13 protein-coding genes and 1 pseudogene are annotated in these 18,044 nt (G+C 74.2%); 5 read left to right on the forward strand and 9 right to left on the reverse strand.

What is annotated here, in order from left to right; all coding sequences use genetic code 11:
• From ABT026_RS23240 to cpaB, 5 genes are all read right to left on the reverse strand, one after another.
• Nucleotides 1-942: a type II secretion system F family protein gene (locus tag ABT026_RS23240; protein WP_351116991.1), complete on the reverse strand. Its 942-nt coding sequence runs from the start codon at nt 940-942 to the stop codon at nt 1-3.
• The gene (locus ABT026_RS23245) at nt 939-2,318 is read right to left on the reverse strand and encodes a TadA family conjugal transfer-associated ATPase (RefSeq protein WP_351116992.1); all 1,380 of its coding nucleotides are present in this window, start codon (nt 2,316-2,318) and stop codon (nt 939-941) included. The genes ABT026_RS23240 and ABT026_RS23245 overlap by 4 nt, the downstream gene beginning before the upstream one ends.
• 21 nt (nt 2,319-2,339) lie before the next feature.
• Nucleotides 2,340-2,678, reverse strand: a complete 339-nt coding sequence (locus tag ABT026_RS23250; RefSeq protein ID WP_351116994.1) for a TadE/TadG family type IV pilus assembly protein — start codon at nt 2,676-2,678, stop codon at nt 2,340-2,342.
• Between the two features lie 152 nt (nt 2,679-2,830).
• Nucleotides 2,831-4,456 (reverse strand): CpaE/TadZ family protein, encoded by a 1,626-nt coding sequence (locus tag ABT026_RS23255; protein ID WP_351116996.1) that lies wholly within the window; start codon nt 4,454-4,456, stop codon nt 2,831-2,833.
• 10 nt (nt 4,457-4,466) lie between these two features.
• On the reverse strand, nt 4,467-5,177 hold the full coding sequence (cpaB, locus tag ABT026_RS23260; RefSeq protein WP_351116998.1) for a Flp pilus assembly protein CpaB: 711 nt from the start codon (nt 5,175-5,177) through the stop codon (nt 4,467-4,469).
• A gap of 1,868 nt (nt 5,178-7,045) precedes the next feature.
• Between cpaB and ABT026_RS23265 the strand changes: the two genes are divergently transcribed.
• From ABT026_RS23265 to ABT026_RS23285, 5 genes and pseudogenes are all read left to right on the forward strand, one after another.
• Nucleotides 7,046-7,372 carry a hypothetical protein gene (locus ABT026_RS23265; protein WP_351117000.1) on the forward strand — a complete coding sequence of 109 codons (327 nt, stop codon included), beginning with the start codon at nt 7,046-7,048 and terminating at the stop codon, nt 7,370-7,372.
• A gap of 716 nt (nt 7,373-8,088) precedes the next feature.
• A complete protein-coding gene (locus tag ABT026_RS23270) occupies nt 8,089-9,816 on the forward strand; it encodes a chitinase (protein ID WP_351117001.1) in 1,728 nt (575 codons plus the stop codon).
• Nucleotides 9,817-9,993: 177 nt separating this feature from the next.
• Nucleotides 9,994-10,212, forward strand: a complete 219-nt coding sequence (locus tag ABT026_RS23275; RefSeq protein WP_502968034.1) for a hypothetical protein — start codon at nt 9,994-9,996, stop codon at nt 10,210-10,212.
• A gap of 36 nt (nt 10,213-10,248) precedes the next feature.
• Complete coding sequence (locus ABT026_RS23280) at nt 10,249-11,952, forward strand: nuclease/transposase family protein (protein ID WP_502968035.1); 1,704 nt, start codon at nt 10,249-10,251, stop codon at nt 11,950-11,952.
• A gap of 18 nt (nt 11,953-11,970) precedes the next feature.
• Nucleotides 11,971-12,408: pseudogene (locus tag ABT026_RS23285) on the forward strand (class I SAM-dependent methyltransferase); the annotation flags it as partial.
• Nucleotides 12,409-12,416: 8 nt separating this feature from the next.
• On the opposite strand, the gene ABT026_RS23290 reads toward ABT026_RS23285, so the two are convergent.
• From ABT026_RS23290 to ABT026_RS23305, 4 genes are all read right to left on the reverse strand, one after another.
• Complete coding sequence (locus ABT026_RS23290; protein ID WP_351117005.1) at nt 12,417-13,706, reverse strand: Nramp family divalent metal transporter; 1,290 nt, start codon at nt 13,704-13,706, stop codon at nt 12,417-12,419.
• Between the two features lie 82 nt (nt 13,707-13,788).
• A complete protein-coding gene (locus ABT026_RS23295; protein WP_351117007.1) occupies nt 13,789-14,520 on the reverse strand; it encodes a hypothetical protein in 732 nt (243 codons plus the stop codon).
• Nucleotides 14,521-14,605: 85 nt separating this feature from the next.
• On the reverse strand, nt 14,606-17,311 hold the full coding sequence (locus tag ABT026_RS23300; RefSeq protein ID WP_351117009.1) for an ATP-binding protein: 2,706 nt from the start codon (nt 17,309-17,311) through the stop codon (nt 14,606-14,608).
• 313 nt (nt 17,312-17,624) lie between these two features.
• A complete protein-coding gene (locus ABT026_RS23305; protein WP_351117102.1) occupies nt 17,625-18,032 on the reverse strand; it encodes a RidA family protein in 408 nt (135 codons plus the stop codon).
• Nucleotides 18,033-18,044 lie beyond the last annotated feature (12 nt).

The following is an 18,044-nucleotide window of genomic DNA, read 5'->3' on the forward strand; positions in this document are numbered from 1 at the left end:
TCACACCTCGATCTTTCCGAGGCGGCGGATGGCGAGGAAGCCGACGACGTACAGGCCGAGGGCGAGCAGGACGAGGGCCTGGCCGACCGGGGAGCCGGTGACGCGGGCGAGGGCGCCCTCGTTGGAGGCGTCGACCAGCAGCAGCGAGCCGATGCCGAGCGCGGGGACGGTCAGGGCGGTGGCGTTGACCTCGGAGAGCATCGTGCGCACCTCGCGACGGGTCTCCTTGCGCTCCTCGAGGGTCTTGGTGAGGTTGCGGAGGGAGGAGACGACGGACCCGCCCGCCTTGTTGGACAGCACCAAGGTGGTGACCAGGACGACGAGTTCGCGGGAGGGGAGGCGTTCGGCGAGTTCACCGAGGGCGTCGTCGATGGAGCGGCCGAGGGTCAGCTGGTCGGCGACGCGGGCGAGTTCGGAGCCGGCCGGGTCGTCGAGCTCCTCCGCGGCCATGGCGAGGGCGGTGCGCAGGGCGAGGCCGGCGGCGGTGGCGTTGGCGATGAGGCGGGCCACGTCGGGGAGCTGGTTGATGAACGCCTCGATGCGGCGCTGCCGCTGCCAGTTGAGGTAGACGCCCGCGGACCACAGGGCGACGAAGGCGGCGATGGGGCCGAAGAAGGGGGCGAGGGCGGCGGAGGCGACGAGCCACAGGGCGAGCGCGGCGCCGCACGCGTACGCGGCGAACTCCCCCACCGTGACGTCCAGGCCGGTGGCGGCCAGCCGGAGCTGGACGGCGCGGCCGAGCCGGGTGCGGCGCAGGCGGCGGTCGACGGCGGTGAAGCGGCGGGGGCGGCCGCCGACCAGACCGACGGCGCCCTGTTCGGCTTCGAGGCGGTCGACCAGGGCCTGGCGCTGCGCGCGCCCGGAGGCGTAGACGTGGACACCGGCCACCGCGAGGAGGCAGGCGAGCAGCGCCGCGCCGAGGGCCAGGAGGGACCCGTTCACGTCAGCGCCTCCCGGGTGTTGCGGGCGTCGAGCGCGTCGGTGACGCCGTAGGCGGGCGGGACGGACTCGTCGGCGAGGAACAGCTTGTCGGCGGCCTCCCGGGGCAGCGGCAGGTGCTGGTAGTGGCCGCGGACCACGCGGTCGGGCCCCATCGGCTGCGGCACGAAGCGGGAGACGGTGGCGATGCGGTACGGCTGGCGTCCACGGGAGATCAGCAGGGCGATCTCGACGACGCGGCGGGTGCCGTCGGCCTGCCGGGCGAGCTGGACGACGACGTCGACGGCGGAGTTGATCTGGTCGGTGAGCGCCTCGAAGGGGATGTTGACCTCGGACATGGACCCGAGGGTCTGCAGGCGCATCAGCGCGTCCTCGGCGGTGTTGGCGTGCACGGTGGCGAGCGAGCCGTCGTGGCCGGTGGACATGGCCTGGAGCATGTCGAGGGTCTCGCCGCCGCGGACCTCGCCGACGATGATCCGGTCGGGCCGCATGCGCAGGGAGTTGCGGACCAGGTCGCGGATGGCGACCTGGCCCTTGCCCTCGATGTTGGCGGGGCGGGACTCCAGGCGGATGACGTGGCTCTGCTGGAGCTGGAGTTCGGCGGAGTCCTCGATGGTGATGATGCGCTCGTGGGAGGGGATCAGGCCGGACAGCGCGTTGAGCAGGGTCGTCTTGCCGGAGCCGGTGCCGCCGCTGACGATGACGTTGAACCGGGCGCGCACGAAGGCGGCGAGGAGCAGCAGCATCTGCTCGTCGAGGGAGCCGAGGCCGATCAGCTCGGGGAGCGTGTAGGCGCGCGGGAAGCGGCGGATGGTGAGGGTGGGGCCGGTCAGCGCGAGCGGCGGGATGATCACGTTGACGCGCTCGCCGGTGGGCAGGCGGGCGTCGACCATCGGGTTGGACTCGTCGACGCGGCGGTTGACCGTGGAGACGATGCGCTCGATCGTCTGCATCAGCTGGTCGGCGGAGGCGAAGCGCAACGGCAGGTGTTCGACGCGGCCGGAGCGCTCGACGAAGATCGAGTCGGGGCCGTTGACCATGATCTCGGTGATCGACGGGTCGGCGAGGAGCGGTTCGAGCACGCCCAGACCGAGGGCCTCGTCGACGACACGGCGGATCAGGCGGGCGCGTTCGGTGGAGGAGAGGACGGGGCCCTCGCGGCTGATGATGTGGCCCAGGACGCGTTCCAGGCGCGTGCGGCGCTCGGTTGCGTCGAGGGCGGACATCTCGGCGAGGTCGATCTCCTCGAGGAGCTTGGAGCGGTAGACGGCGACGAGGTGGTTGTCCTCGCGGTGCCCGTCGGCGGCGCCGCCCTGGCCGGGGAGGGCGGACGGGGCGCCGTCGGGGCCGTTGGCGGCGAGGCGGGATCGCAGGCTCATGGGGCGGGTCTCCTTCCTCGGTCAGCCGCCGGACGCGGCGGTGCGGTCGGTGGGCATGATGGCCTCGCGGGTGATGTCCCAGCCGTCGCCGAGCAGCGGGATGACGGACGGGACGTGGACGACGACGCGGGCCGTGGTGGTCTCGGCGCCGGGGGCGGTGCTGACGGCGGGGTCGAGCCAGGAGCTCACGGCGGCGGCGCCCACGGCGGCCCCGTCGCCCTCCTGGGAGGCCGCGCGGGCGGCGGCCCGGGCAGCCGTGCCGGCCTGGTTGGCGCCGTAGCCGACCAGGCCGAGCTGGAGGGCGGCCATCGCGATCACGAGGAGGACGGGGAGGTAGCCCGCGAGCTCCAGGGAGGACACCCCGCGGTCACCGCGCCCGCGCGGCGTCGAGGGGACGGGTCCGGCCGCGCGGCCGGACCGTTCCGGCGCCACTCGGCGCAGCACGGATCGCGTCACGGAACGCGTCACGGATCGCGTCATGGGACGCGTCGCGGGGCGGATCACGGATCGCGTCACCCGAGGTCACCCCCCTCCAGTGCCGCCCCCGCCGTGCCGTCCACGGACCAGCCCGTGTCGACGCCGGGGAAGAAGAGGGGCACGTCCGCGTGGACGGTGGCGCGCATCAGGTCACCCTCGGGGGCGCACCGGATCTCCGCGCCGCTCCAGGCGTCGGGGAGGTGCTTCGTCCCCGCGGCGGAGCAGGCGCCGGCCCAGTCGCCGTGGACGGCGTGCGCGGCGGTGGCGGCGCGGGCGGCCTCGTCGGCGGCGTTGCCCGCCAGGGAGAAGGTGTAGCCCCACAGCACCGCCTGCCAGAGCAGGCCCATGACGACGAGCAGGATGGGGAAGATCCCGGCGAACTCGAGCGTGACGGAGCCCCGGTCGCCCGCGCCGCGGCGCAGGGCGATGCCGTTGCCGGGCTTGCGGCGTCGCCCGCGCGCCGACGCCTCGTCCTCCGGCGCGGCGGCGACCAGGCCCAGTTCGCCCGCCAGCGTCCACAGGGCGCGCTTGACGGAGGACTTGGCCTCCAGGTCCTGGAGCCGGCCGGCGTCCACCACGGCGGACAGTTCCTTGTACGCGGCGGGCACGTGGGTCGTGGCGGTGCGGGTGCCGGTGACCCGTTCGACGAGCTGGGGGTTGATCTCCGCGCCGCGGGCGTGCCGGTTGACGACGGTGAGGGTGTCCTCGGCCTTGCGGATCTGGAGCCGGTCCCAGAGGCGGACCATGCGCTTGGCGGCGCGGACCGCGATGACGTCGGGGGTGACGACCAGCAGCGCGTGGTCGGCGGACTCCACGGCGGCGGCGGTGGCGGCGTCCATCCGGGCGCCGCAGTCGAGGACGACCACGTCGTAGCGGGAGCGCAGCACGGACAGGACCTGGCGGGCGGTGCGGTCGCCGACCTCCTCGCCGCGCTCGCCCTCGGCGGGGGCGAGCAGCAGGGCGATGCCGGAGTCGTGCGTGTAGATCGCGTCCTGGAGGACCCGCGGGTTGATGTCGTGGATGCCGGCCAGGTCGGCGACGGACCGCCGGTACTGGACGTCCAGGTAGGAGGCGACGTCGCCGGATTGGAGATCGAGGTCGACGAGGGCGACGGTGCGGCCGGAGGCACGGGCGGCCAGCGCCAGGTGGACGGCGGTGACGGTGGCGCCGACGCCGCCCTTGGCCCCGGTGACGGTGACGACGGTGCCGCCCGAGCCGCGGCCGTACGGGTCGGTGCCCGAGCCGGCGGTGAGGTGGCGGCGCATCCCGGCGGCCCAGGAGGCCGCGGCGTGCACCCGCTCGGCGAGGCCTTCGGGGCTGAGCGGCAGGGTGACGATGCCGCGGGCGCCGGAGTCCATGGCGGCGGTGAGGGTGGTGGAGGAGGAGTCGGCGGTGATCAGCACGACGCCGACCGCCGGGTGGCGCAGCACGATCTCCCGGATCAGCTCCAGGGCGGGCACCGGGCCGATGCGTTCGTGGACCAGGACCACCTCGGGCAGCTCGTCCACCGACTCGGCGGCGCCCGCGCCGAGGGCGTCGAGCAGGGTGGCCGAGTCGTGCACGGGCAGGGCGGGCACGACCTCGGGCAGCTGGTCGAGGAGGGCGGCGAGGGCGCGGGCGGAGTCGACGTCTCCCACGGCGGGGAGGATGCGGACGGTCATCGACGGCCCCTCACTGCTTGTCCTGCTCGAGGGTGTACGTCCGGTCGGCGGGCGGCACGGAGGTGTCGTCGCCTCCGGCCACCAGGGCGAGGCGCACGTGCTCGGCGAACGACTCGGCGTACGCGACGCGTTGGGCGTCGGAGGTGGAGAGGGCGAAGGTGATCGGCACGGCCTCGGTGGCGGTGCGGCGGTTCGGGCCGCTGCCGTCGGGCTCCAGGGCGGTCAGCTTGCCGACGTCGATGACGCGGGCGTTCTGCACGATCAGGCGGGACTGGTCACGGCCGCGGTCCTCGCCCTCGAAGGTGGCGAAGATGTTCACCCGCGCGCCGGTGGTGATCTTTCCCGCGACGCCGGTGGAGGCGTCGATCATGATGGCGATCTCCTGCTGCCCACGCTGGAGTTCGGGGCGGTCGACCACCATGTCGGACTGGAGCAGGGAGCCTTCGCGGAGCGTGGTGACGGCGATCTTCCCGCGGATCTTCGAGAGGTCCGTGACGGCGGTGCCGGAGAGCCAGCGCTTCGGCATGCTGATCTTCTCGAACTGGCTCGGTGTGAGCGCCTGGTACGGCGCGACGTCCGCCTTCAGCCGGTAGGCGGTCACCTCGGGACCGACCTTCGACTTCACGTCCCTGACCACGGCGAGCACTCCGGCGAACGCCGCGATGGCGGCTATCGCCGAGAGGACCAGCAGCAGAACGCCGCGGCGCTGGCGGGAGTTCACGGTCTGTTTCACCTCGTGGGTCGGGAACGGTGGTTCGGGTCGGGCGGGGTGTGCGGCGGGGCGTGCGGGGCGGGGCGGGGTTGGGCTGGGCTGGGCTTGGTCAGGGTGAACGTGGCGGCGGTTCCTGCGGCGGCAGGGGACCGGGGTGCCGGTCGGGTCGGGGCGGACGGTCCTCCGTGCCGGGGTCGGCGCCGGAGGTCAGCGATCCGGTACCCGGGGTGGGCCCGGACGTGCCTGTCTCCGTGATGTCCGGGTCCGCGCGCCCGACACCGTGCCCCAACGGCCGCACGGGGCCGAACCCGGCGCCCGCCGCGGGGCGTTGGCGGACCCCGGCGCCGTCCTGCTCCCCCCGCGACGCGGGCCCGTGCACGGCGCCGTCCCCCGGGAGGGTCCGGGGAGGGTGCCCGGCAGCCCCCGGGGCGTGACGCGGCAGGTCCCCGGCAGCCCCCGGGGCACGGCCGGGGTGCGGCACGGAACCGGTCGGGGCCGGAGCGAGACCACCGTGGGCGGTACCGGGGTGGGCGCCCGGTGCGGCCAAGGGGTGCCTGGGGCCGGAGGGCGGACCGAAGCGGGAGTCGGGTGCGGCGGGCGCGGAGCCGGGACCCGGGGGCGGGCCGAAGCGGGGGTCGGGTGCGGGCGCGGAGCCGGGACCCGGGGGCGGACCGAGGCGGGAGTCCGCCACGGCCGGCGTGGACCGGGGCCCGGCGGCGGGACCGAGGCCGGGGTTGTGCGCTGACGGCGCGAAACCGGGACCGGAGCCCGCACCGGGCCGGTGGCCCGGCGAGGCCGGAGCGGAACCCGGAGCAGGACGCCCGCCGGGCGCCGCCCCCGCGGACGCAGGACCGGAGGCCGGACCCGAGCCCGAGCCGGGCACGGCCGGAGCGGAACCCGGAGCAGGACCCCCGCCGGGCGCCGCCCCCGCGGACGCAGGACCGGAGGCCGGACCCGAGCCCGAGCCGGGCACGGCCGGAGCGGAACCCGGAGCAGGACCCCCGCCGGGCGCCGCCCCCGCGGACGCAGGACCGGAGGCCGGACCCAAGCCCGAGCCGGGCACGGCCGAAGCGGAACCCGGACCGGAACCCGGAACGGGGCGCCCACCGGGCCCTGTCGGCGCAGGACCGGGACCAAAAGCGGAGTTGGGCGCCGTCGACGCGGGACCAGGACCGGGCGGACCGAAGCGGGCGTCCGGTGCCGGACCGGGGCGAGCCCCCGGCGAGGCCGAGGCAGGGCCGGGACCGGAGGCCGGGCCGGGCCGTGAGCCGGGGGCGGCCGGGCCAGGGCCAGGCCGCAGGCCGGGTTCCCCGGAACCAGCACCGGAGCGGGCACCCGGCACCCCTGGCGCCGCACCGGACCGGGCACCCGGTCCCGCGCCCGGAACGCCCGAAGCCCCACCCGGCACACCCGGTCCCGCGCCAGGCCGCACACCCGGCGGCACTCCACGCGCCGAACTCGGCCGCCCACCCGGCACCCCAGGCCCCGAACCCGGCCGCGGAGCCGGTATCGGGCGGAGTCCCTCGGGCCCGGTCGGATGCGGCGCGCCGCCGCCCGGCCCTATGGCGGCCGCGGGCCCCGCCGCGCGCGTGAGCGGGGCGGGCCCGGCGGGACCCGGCCGCACCGCGCGCGCCCCGGCACCGGCACCGGTACCGGCACCGACAGTCGCACCGGTGCCGGCACCCACCACCGCACTCCCCGTCCCGCTGTGCGTGAGCGCGGGGAACTCCGGCGGCGGCGCGAGCGGTGAGGCGCAGAAGGCGCACCGGTCCCCGATGATTTCGAGGCCGCACCACCGGCACCGATCCCGCCGCACGGAGGAGACGAGCTGGTAGAGCACCGACACGTCGGGCAGCCCGGCGGCGAACTCGACCAGCTTGGCCGTCCCCCACCAGGACGCCGACTCCGCCGGCACCGGCACCGTCGAGAAGTGCTGGACCCGCCAGTCGGGGGCGAGCGTGGAGCCGACCCAGTCGGCAGGGGTGGCGCCCCCGAAGCCCGCTCCGGTCGCGGCGACCATCCGCGTCGCGAACTCGGGCCCCGGCAGCCGGTCCTCGCCGCCGACCCGCACCAGCGCGGGCCGCGGCGTGGCGAGGACCGCGAACTGGGCGCCCGGCAGCCATGACCTGGCGTGCGCCGTCATCGTGACCGGCACGTGGTCGAGCCGGGTCACGGAGTGGAGCAGCGCACCCGACCAGATGTAGTGCGCGAGCAGCCGCGCGGCCGAGGCGAGCACGCCGGGTCCGAAGTCGCAGACGCTCAACTGCCGTAACTGCTGGACCAGTACCGCGACCCCGAGCGGCGGTAGGTCGGCGGCGACGATGGCCACCCGGTCGGTCTCCAGCAGCGAGCGCGCGGTGTGCAGCCGCCGCACGACGGCCGGGTCGGTGACCGCCGGGTGCACGGCGACGACGTAACCCTGCTGCTCGACCATGGAGTTGAGCTCGTAGACCGTCTCCTCGACGGTCGCCCGCGGCTGGAGGAGCGCGGGCGGGGTGTGTCGGTCGCCGGCTGGGAGTACCAGGCCGGAACCGGACACGCTGATGGCAGTCGGCACCGCTCCACCCTCCCCCGTCGCCCCCGTCTTCACGTGCGCAGCGCTTTCACCAGCACGATATCCCCGGGCTACGGCCTCCGACACCTGCTTGGCGGAGATCGTCCCAAGCGGGACCTGTCCGGTGATCGCGGCGAGTCGGCATATACGCCAACTCGCCTACGTGAGCGTGAAGTTACGGTGCCGCCGCGACTCTTGACACCGGCATTGGTCTGGACCAAGTTGGTCTAGACCGGTTGGCGCCCGCCGCAGGATCCGGCCACCCCGGCCCGATTCCGCCCCGTCGCCCCCCGCAATCCCCGTCGTACACGAAGTCCGTCACACGAATCCCGTCACACGAATCCCCCTCACACGCAGGGAGCCCCCATGAAGCTCACGCGTCCCACCCTCACCTCTCCCCAGGCGAGACCCCGGATACTCGCGGCCGTCCTGACCTCCGCGCTCGCCCTCACCGGCACCGCCCTCGCCGCCGGCCCCGCGGCCGCCGCCGACGTGAACAACGTGCGCAACGGCGGCTTCGAGTCGGGCCTCACCGACTGGACCTGCTCGGCGGCGAGCGGCGCCTCGGTCACCTCCCCGGTGCACGGCGGCTCACGCGCCCTCAAGGCCACCCCGGCCGGGCAGGACAACGCTCGCTGCAGCCAGGTGGTCGCGGTGAAGCCCGGTTCCACCTACACGCTGAGCACCTGGGTGCAGGGCGGCTACGCCTACCTGGGCGTCACCGGCACCGGCACCACGGACGTCTCCACCTGGACCCCGGACTCCGGGTCGTGGAAGGAACTGCGCACCACCTTCACCACCGGCGCCAACACCACCTCGGTGACCGTCTACACCCACGGCTGGTACGGCCAGGCGCCCTACTACGTGGACGACTTCTCCGTCTTCGGCCCCGACGGCGGAGGCGGCGGGGGCGGCGAGCCGGAGCAGCCGGCGATCCCCGCGGCCCCGGCCGGGCTGACGGTCTCGGGCACGACCTCGTCCTCCGTCTCCCTCACCTGGAACACCGTGCAGGGCGCGACCGGCTACACCGTGTACCGGGGCGGCACCAAGGTGGCGACCGCGACCGGCACCTCGGCCACCGTCACCGGGCTCAGCGCCTCCACCGCGTACTCCTTCCAGGTGACCGCGACCAACGCGGCGGGCGAGTCCGCGAAGTCCGCCACGGTCAACGCGACCACCCGGCCCACCGGCACCGGAGGCGGCGGCAACCTGCCCAAGCACGCGGTGACCGGGTACTGGCAGAACTTCAACAACGGCGCCGCCGTGCAGACCCTGGCCCAGGTGCAGAGCCAGTACGACATCATCGCGGTCGCCTTCGCCGACGCCACCGCCACGCCGGGCACCGTCGACTTCACCCTCGACTCGGCCGGCCTGAACGGCTACACCGAGGCCCAGTTCAAGGCCGACATCCGCGCCAAGCAGGCGGCGGGCAAGAAGGTCATCATCTCCGTCGGCGGCGAGCTCGGCGCGGTGCGGGTGGCCGACACGGCCTCCGCGACCAACTTCGCCAACTCGGTGTACGCGCTGATGCAGGAGTACGGCTTCGACGGCGTCGACATCGACCTGGAGAACGGCCTCAACGCGACGTACATGACGCAGGCGCTGCGCTCCCTGTCGGCGAAGGCCGGTCCGAACCTGATCATCACCATGGCCCCGCAGACCATCGACATGCAGTCGACCTCGGGCACCTACTTCCAGACGGCGCTCAACATCAAGGACATCCTGACCGTCGTCAACATGCAGTACTACAACAGCGGTTCCATGCTGGGCTGCGACGGCAAGGTGTACTCGCAGGGCTCGGTGGACTTCCTCACCGCGCTGGCCTGCATCCAGCTGCAGGGCGGGCTCGCGCCCTCCCAGGTCGGCATCGGCGTCCCCGCCTCCACCCGCGGCGCGGGCAGCGGCTACGTCTCCCCGACGATCGTCAACAACGCCCTGGACTGCCTGACCAAGCTCACCAACTGCGGCACCTTCAAGCCCTCCAAGGCCTACCCGGACCTGCGGGGCGCGATGACCTGGTCGACCAACTGGGACGCCACGGCCGGCAACGCCTGGTCCAACGCCGTCGGCCCGCACGTCCACGGCCTCGGCTGATCCCCCCACCGCCCCGAAACCCCGCCTCCACACCTCCCCCCGCCAGGAGGCGGGCCCCGCCCCCGCAGCGCGACACGGCTGCGGGGGCGGGTGCGTCCGCAACCGTGTCCGGCGGGCACCCGGTGTCGCCTGCGCCGCACACCGGTGACGCCCTGGCGAGCGGGTAGCCTGCGCCTCATGACCGACGACCCCCGTTTCACCGCCGGCTTCTGGGACGAGCGCTATTCCTCCGCCGACCGGCTGTGGAGCGGGGACCCCAATCCCGCCCTGGTGGACGAGGTGTCCGGGCTGGCCCCGGGCCGGGCGCTGGAGGCCGGGTGCGGGGAGGGCGCGGACTCCCTCTGGCTCGCCCGGCCGGGGTTCGGAACCGTTGGCCTGTACACCTATTCGGGGTGAGCGTAACCGTGTACGAGTGTCTGTCGTTTCCGGTACATGGGAGCGGTTGGGGCGGTCGAGGGCAGTCACGGGGTGCGTGGCGTGTCGTCAGCTGTCGCGGCATCCCGGCCGTTGCGGCCGTTGCGTGCGCCGTTCGTGGTGCGGGAGGCCACCGGGTGCGCTATCCGGACCCGGCTGAAGGACCTCACCGCCCAGGACGTGGAAGTACTGCGGGAGGTCGGCGCTCATCTGGGTTCGCTGGCCTCCCGTGACCTGCGCGTCTATGCGCAGGCGGGGTTCGAGCGAAACACATCGTCGTGGGCGGTGCGTAAGCAGGCGTTGACGGCCGCGTGTTCGTCGCGGTGGGCGGGGGCGATCACCAAGGCCACCCACGACCAGTACGCGCTGGCCCGTCGCGCCCAGGCCGCCCACCTCCACCAGCTCGAGACCACCATGAAGGTCATCCGCCACCGCCTGGCCCAGCCCCTCGGCGCCAAAGGCGCCAAACGTGCCCCGGGCGGCTACCGGTCCGCACGTGAGTGGCGGGCCAAGGCGCAGCGACTGCGCACGCTGGAGGCCCGGCACGCGCAAGTGAGGGCGGACTGGGAAGCGGGCCGGGTCCACGTGGTGCGGGGCGGTAAACGTCTGGCGAACACCCGGCATCACCTGGAGGAGGCCGGTCTGTCGGAGGCGGAGTGGCGGGCGCGGTGGGAGGCCGCGCGGGCGTTCCTGTCGGCGGACGGCGAGTCGGGCAAGCGGTTCGGGAACGAGACCATCCGTGTCACCCCCGACGGCGAAGTGAGCGTCAAGCTGCCCAGGCCGCTGGAGCGCCTGGCGAACGCCCCGCACGGCCGGTACGTCCTGACCGGCCGGGTGGCGTTCGCGCACCGTGGTGAGGAGTGGGCCGACCGTATCGAAGCCAACCGTGCCGTCGTCTACGAGATTCGCCACGATCCGGTCCGGGGCCGCTGGTACCTCACCGCGTCCTGGAAACGCCCCGCCGTTCAGGCCGTCCCGCTGGAGGCGGCGCGGGCGGACGGGATGATCGGTGTCGACATGAACGCCGACCACCTCGCCGCCTACCGCCTCGACGCGCACGGCAACCCGGTGGCTGAGCCGCGCCGCTTCGACTACGACCTCACCGGCACCGCGTCCCACCGGGATGCGCGGTTGCGGCACGCACTCACCCGGCTGATGCACTGGGCGGTCCGTGAGGGTGTGGGCGCGGTGGCGATCGAGGACCTCGACTTCTCCGACAGCACCACTCGCGAAAAGCACGGCCGGCGAGGGAAGTTCCGGCAGACGATCTCCGGGATCCCCACCGGCCGGTTGAGGGCGCGGATCGTGAACATGGCCGCCGAGCATGGCCTGACCATCGTCGCGGTTGACCCCGCGTACACCAGCTTGTGGGGTGCCCAACACTGGCAGAAACCCCTCACCACACCACACCGTGCGATGACCCGGCACGACGCCGCCGCCATCGCCATCGGACGACGCGCCCTCGGACACCCGGTCCGGCGTCGGACGGCAACGCCCCCGTACGACCGGAGCGATCGTGCGGGACATCGAGCCGCCCAGGCCACACTGAGTGCACGAGGGCGTGAGGAAACCCGCCCCTCGATCCCCGGACAACGGACACGATCCGCTCCACCGGACACCGAGGCGAAAGCGGGTGACCAGCGTGCCCAACACCGTTCGGGACACGCGGCTGAGCACGAGCACGAGGCCTGGACCCAGGACTCACTCCCGCTCAGTCTTTAGGAACGGTGGACGGTCACCGGGACGGACGTCTCGCAGGTGGCCCTGGACCGGGCCGCCGGGCACACCCCGCCGGAGCTGGCCGCGCGGGTCACCTGGCAGCGGACCGACGTGCTGGACTGGATGCCGGAGACGGCCGCCTACGAGCTGGTGTTCGCGACATTCCTGCACCTTCCGTCGCACGTGCGCCGCCAGGTGTTCGCGGGTCTCGCCGAGGCGGTCGCGCCGGGCGGCAGCCTGGTCGTGATCCTGCACCACCCCCGGGACCTGACCGAGGGCGCCGTTCCGCGGCCGCCGGAGCCGGATCTGTTCTGCACGGCCGACGAGCTGGCCGACGACCTCGTCCCGGCCGGCGGCTGGACCGTGCACACCCGGGAGGCCCGGCCGCGGACGGTGACCCACGAGGGCCGCGAGGTCACCGTCCACGACGCGGTGCTGCGCGCCGAGCGCGCCGTCTGACGGTCCGGTCAGAAGAACTTCGCCCAGTCCTGGTCCCAGATCTGCTTGACGCACAGGACCAGGAAGAGCAGTCCGGCGACGGCCAGCATCACGTTGCTCGTGATCCCGTTGCGCCACTCGGCGGGCGTGCGGCTGGAGTTGAGCAGCCAGATCAGGGTCAGCGCCAGGAACGGCATGAAGGCCGCGCCCAGGACGCCGTACAGGATGATCAGGCGAAACGGCTGGCCCTGGAAGAGCAGCACGATCGGCGGGAAGGTCAGCCAGAGCAGGTAGCCGCGGAACGCCCAGGACTTCTCGCGGCGGCCCTCGGCGACCTCCTCGCCGGTGGCGGCCCGCTTGGTGCGGTAGCGGGCGGCGAAGTCGGCGAACATCAGGCTCACGCCGTGCCAGACGCCGATCAGGGAGGTGAAGGAGGTGGCGAAGAAGCCGATCAGGAAGAACTTGGCGGTGGCGGTCCCGTACTCCTCCTCCAAGATGTCGCCGAGCTGGATCAGCCCCTTGTCGCCGGAGGCGATCGCGATGCCCGAGGAGTGCAGCAGCTCGGCGCCCACGATGAGCATGGCCACGACGAAGATGCCGGTGGTGATGTAGGCGACCCGGTTGTCGAGCCGCATCACCTTCATCCAGCCGGTGTTCGTCCAGCCCTTGGCGTTCACCCAGTAGCCGTAGGCGGCCAGCGTGATGGTGCCGCCCACGCCGCCGATGAGGCCGAGGGTGTTGAGGACGGAGTCCTTGCCGTCCGGGAGGACCGGCAGCAGGCCGGCGAAGAGTCCACCCAGATGAGGGACCACGCGGATCGCCAGGTAGACGGTGACCAGGAACATGACGCCCACCAGGACGGTCATGACCTTCTCGAACACCGCGTACCGGTTGAACCAGACGAAGACCAGTCCGACCAGGCCGGTGGAGACCGCCCACCACTCCAGGTCCATCACGCCGGGGAACAGCGCCTGCAGGGGCAGTCCGCTCGACGACATGGCGGCGGCTCCGTAGACGAAGCCCCAGACGATCGCGTAGACGACGAAGAAGACGGTGGTCCAGGCGCCCAGTGACGCCCAGCCGTCGAAGAGGGTGCGGCCGGTGGCCAGGTGCCAGCGGCCGGCCGCCTCGGCGAGGGCGATCTTGACGACGCAGCCGATGACGGCGGCCCACAGCAGCGTGTAGCCGAAGTTGGTCCCGGCGACCAGGGTCGCCACCAGGTCGCCGGCGCCCACGCCGGTCGCCGCGACGACGATGCCGGGGCCGATGTACTTCCAACTCGATTTCCGGGGTGCGGTGTTGTTCGTGTTGTCAGCCATGGCGATCAACCTGGCCGACCCCGGGCGCACCGGCAAGGGGCACGGCAGGACGACGTCCGCCGCTCCCCCGGCCCCGCGGGCGCTACGCCTGCGCCGGCCCCGGCTTCCGCCCGCGGGCACCCTCGGCCTTCGCGTCGGCCTTCGCGTCCGCTTCCTCGTCGGCCTCCGTGTCGGCCGTCGCCTCGGCGTCCACGCCCGCGTCCACGTCCACGTCCGCGTCCGTCTCCGCGTCGGCCGGCTGCGCGTCGGCCTCCTCGAAGTACGCGTCGAGGACGGCGTCCAGCTCCGTCTCCCAACGGGCGATGTCCGCGCGGGACTTGGCGTCGATCTCGATCCAGTACCACCGGCGGTCCGGGGTGTGCACGACGACCGTGTACCGCTTGCCGAAGCCCGAGGTCGACGTCTCCACGGCGCCGATCTCGTCCCAGCGGAACTCGCACTCCTGGTCGTCCAGGCACAGGCGGATGCCGGCGTGGTCGGCGACGAGGCGGGCGCGGAAGTCCTTGGCCTCGAAGACCGGACCGTCCGGAACGGGCGCGGACGCGGAAACGCCCTCGCCCAGGTCCTCGCCGGAGTCGGCGGCCTCGCCGGAGTCGTCGGCGGAACCCACGGCGTCCGCCTCGGCGGCGTCCTCGGGCTCCGGCGCGGCGTCCTCCACGACGGCGTCGGCCTCGTCGGACGCCGCGCCGGGCACGGCGGCGTCCTCGGGCGCGCCGTCGGCCGTCGCCGGGGCGGTGAGCCCCGGGATCAGGGCCGGGTCGACGGCGGCGGGCGGGGTCAGGGGCTTGGTGTTTGAACCGATGCGCTGCTCCACAGCCCGCAGTATGGTCCACGACCCCACCCCGCGGAAAACCTGTCGTCGCATCGTTACCGAGGAACGTGGCCGCGGCCCGGGGGACTTACATGGCATCCGCGGCGAAACGGATGGCCCATTCCCGTGCCTCCTCGGTCGGCAGCGCGGCCCCTTCGGCCCTGGTCGCGCGGTACGCGTCCTCCCCCAGCGCGGCCCGCAGCTCCTCCAGGCACCGTGCGGTGTCCAGGGCCGCGACCCGGTAGGCCGCGATGCGCGTCTCCTCGACGGGCCAGCGGGCCTCGGAGGCGCCGAACAGGCGGGCGGCCTCGCGGTGGCGGCCGAGCAGCCAGGCGCAGTGGGCCAGCGTGTCGTGGCCCAGCGCGAGGGCGCGCGGGTCGGCGAAGTCCCGCTGCGGCTCCAGGACGCCCAGGACGTGCGCCAGTGCGCCGTCGGGCCCGGTCAGGCGCCGTTCGACGATCAGGGTCTTCGCCCGTACCCAGTGCAGGTAGGGGCGGTGCCAGCGCTCGTCCTGCTCCCGGGAGAGGCCGAAGGCACGCTCCAGGCGGTCCAGCGCCTCCTCGATGCGGCCGGTCGCGCACAGCGCGCTGGCCAGGATGCTGAGCGCGTTCTGCTCGCCGTAGCGGTCGCCGGCGGCCCGCAGGTCCGTCACCGCCGCGCGGAAGGCGTCCAGGCTCTCCTCGACCCCGCCGCCGGTGAGTGTGGCCAGCGCGGTCACCGTGGTGGCCCAGCCCACCGAGGCCTGGTCGCCGTCGGCCCGGGCGCGCGCGGCGGCCTCGGCGGCCTGGCCGGCGGCGGCCTCCAGGTCGGCGGGGAAGACGGCCAGGAAGGCGCAGGCCCACATGGCCCGGGTGCGGGCGGCCCGCACCGCCGGGTCGCCGTCCGCGGGGGCGGTGGCGGCCAGGGCGCGGCGCAGCCAGCCGACGCCCTGTTCGGCGGCGCCGGTGGCGGTCCAGTACCAGACGAGGCCGTGGGCGATGTCCAGGGCGGCGCGCGCCTGTGCCGGCTCGGCGTCCTCCCGCACCCCGTACTCCAGGGCCTGGCGGAGGTTGGGCAGCTCCCGCCCCAGTTCGCGCAGCCGCGCGGCCTGGCCGGGTCCCGCCCACAGTTCGTAGACCTCGCGCACCATGTCGCGGAACCACAGCAGGTGCCGGGTGCGGGCGTCGTCGAGGTCCCCGCCGCGGGCGAGCCGGTCACGGCCGTACTCGCGGACCGTCTCCAGCATCGTGTAGCGGCGGCCGGCGCCGTCGCCGGGCTCGGTGAGCAGCAGGGAGTGGTCGATCAGGCCGTCGACGGCGTCGAGCAGCTCCTCCGGGCGGGTCTCCTCGCCGGGGCCGGTCTCCCCGTCGGCACGGGTCCCCTCGCCGGGGCCGGCACCCGCGCCGGTGCGGGCGCCCTCGCCCGAACCGGTCCGCGCGCCGGTGCGGGGGACCTCCCACACGGCGTGCGCCGCCTCCAGCGATATCGAGCCGACGAACACCGACAGCCGTGCCCACAGCCGCTGTTCGGCGGGGGTGCAGAGCTGGTGGCTCCAGTCGAGCATGGCGCGCAGCGAGCGGTGCCGTTCGGGCGCCACCGGGTCGCCCTTGCTGAGCAGCGGCAGGCGTTCGTCGAGGCGGTCGAGGAGCTGTCCCGGGGAGAGCGCGCGCAGCCGCCGGGCCGCGAACTCGATGGCCAGCGGGAGCCCGTCGAGGCGGCGGATGACGGCGCGGGCGTGCTCCACGTCGTCCGGCGACCATGCCGCGTCGGCCAGCAGGGCGGCGCGGTCGGTGAGTAAGGCGAGCGAGGCGTCCTCGGGGAGCGGCGGGACGACGTAGAGCCGTTCGGCGGCCGGGCCGAGCGGCAGCCGGCTGGTGGCGAGCAGGCGGACGCCGGTGGTGGAGGCCAGCAGCAGGTGGGCGAGCCGGGCGCAGGCGGCGGCGAGGTGTTCGCAGTTGTCGAGCACCAGCAGGATCTCGCGGCCGCGCAGGGCGTCGGCCAGATGGGCCGTCGGCGTGGTGTGCGGGGGCACGGGCGCCAGGCCGAGCCCTTCGACGACGGCGTAGGGCAGGACGTCGGGGCTGGTGACCTCGGCGAGCTCCACCCAGCACGCGCCGTCGCGCAGCAGCAGTCCGGCGGTGCGGGCGGCGCGCTGGGCGAGGCGGGTCTTGCCGACGCCTCCGACGCCGGTGAGGGTGAGCAGCCGGTGCTCGGCGAGCAGCCGGCACACCTCCTCCACCTCGTGGTCGCGGCCGACGAAGCGGGTGGGCGGGTCGGGCACGCCGCGCGGCGCGTGCGGGACGCCCTCGGCGGCTGCGCCGGGGCCGTCCTCGGTGTCCTGCCACGGGTCGTCGGGCGGCGGTCCGTACGGCGCCACGGCGGCCGTCCCCCGGCGGGGCGGGCCGACCGGCGGGCCGTAGGGCGGCTCGCCCGACGGGTCCGGCGCGCGGGCGGGGCCCGCCGCGGAGCCCGTGAACGGGAAGGAGGACCCGGCCGGCGGTCGGGTCGGCGGCCCGCCCGGGGGACGGGCGGCCGGCTCCGCCTCGGGCGGCAGGCCCGCCGCCTGCCGCCAGCGACGGTGCCACTCGCCGGTGCCGGTGACTCCGCAGGCCTCCAGGTAGGCGGCGACCACCGGCCAGGCGGGCAGCCGGTGCCCGGAGGCGGCGGCGGACAGGCTGGACGCCGAGTAGGGCACCCGGGAGGCTAGTTCGCGGTACGGCACGTTGCCGGTGCGCCGCCGGAGCATGCGGAGGTCGGCCGCGAACTCGGCGGCCTTCCCCTGCCCGGGCTCGATCGGCTTCTCCCGGCGTCCCATGTCGTGTGCGACCCCCCGGCCACTCGGCGATGTTCGCTTTGATCTCACGTTGTCCAGTAATTGTCCAGTGACGCCTGGGCACGCGTGGTCAACATGACGAGCGGTCAGGATGGCCTTCGCCGCGCTCGCCGGTGATCGGGGGACCGTCGGGCGCCGGTGCTTCTTCGCGGAGAAGTCTTGGGGAACATGGGGGCCATCATGTGGGCCTCTCCGCGGAGGAGTTGATCTCCGCCGGGCCGCGTCGGCGCGGCCCGGCGGAGACCGGCCCGCGGCGCCCCGGACGGAGACGGACCCTCGGCGGCCCGGTCCGGCGTCAGTCCAGGACGGCCATCGCGTCGATCTCGATCAGCAGGCCGGGCGGCAGCCCCACGTAGACCGTGGTCCGGCAGGCCGGCGGCTGGGTGAGCCGCTCGCCGAAATAGGCGTTCCAGATCTGGTTCATCTCCGCGAAGTGGTCCACGTCGGTGAGGTAGACGCGCAGCATCATCACGTCGTCCCAGCCGGAGCCGCCCTCCTTCAGCACCGCCTCGACGTTGGCGAGGGTCTGGAGGGTCTGCTCGCGCAGCGTCGGGCCGGCCGGCGTGGGCGGCCTGCCCTCCTCGGCGGGCAGGAAGCCGACCTGTCCGGCGACCTGGAGGATGTTGCCCTTGCGCAGGCCGTGGGAGAAGGCCGCGGGCGGAGCGGTGTGGGTGCTGGGGGTCAGTGCGGTCTTCTCTGTCATGGTCATCCTCCG

The organism is Streptomyces sp. NPDC002734, assembly GCF_040295685.1.
Lineage (GTDB): Bacteria > Actinomycetota > Actinomycetes > Streptomycetales > Streptomycetaceae > Streptomyces.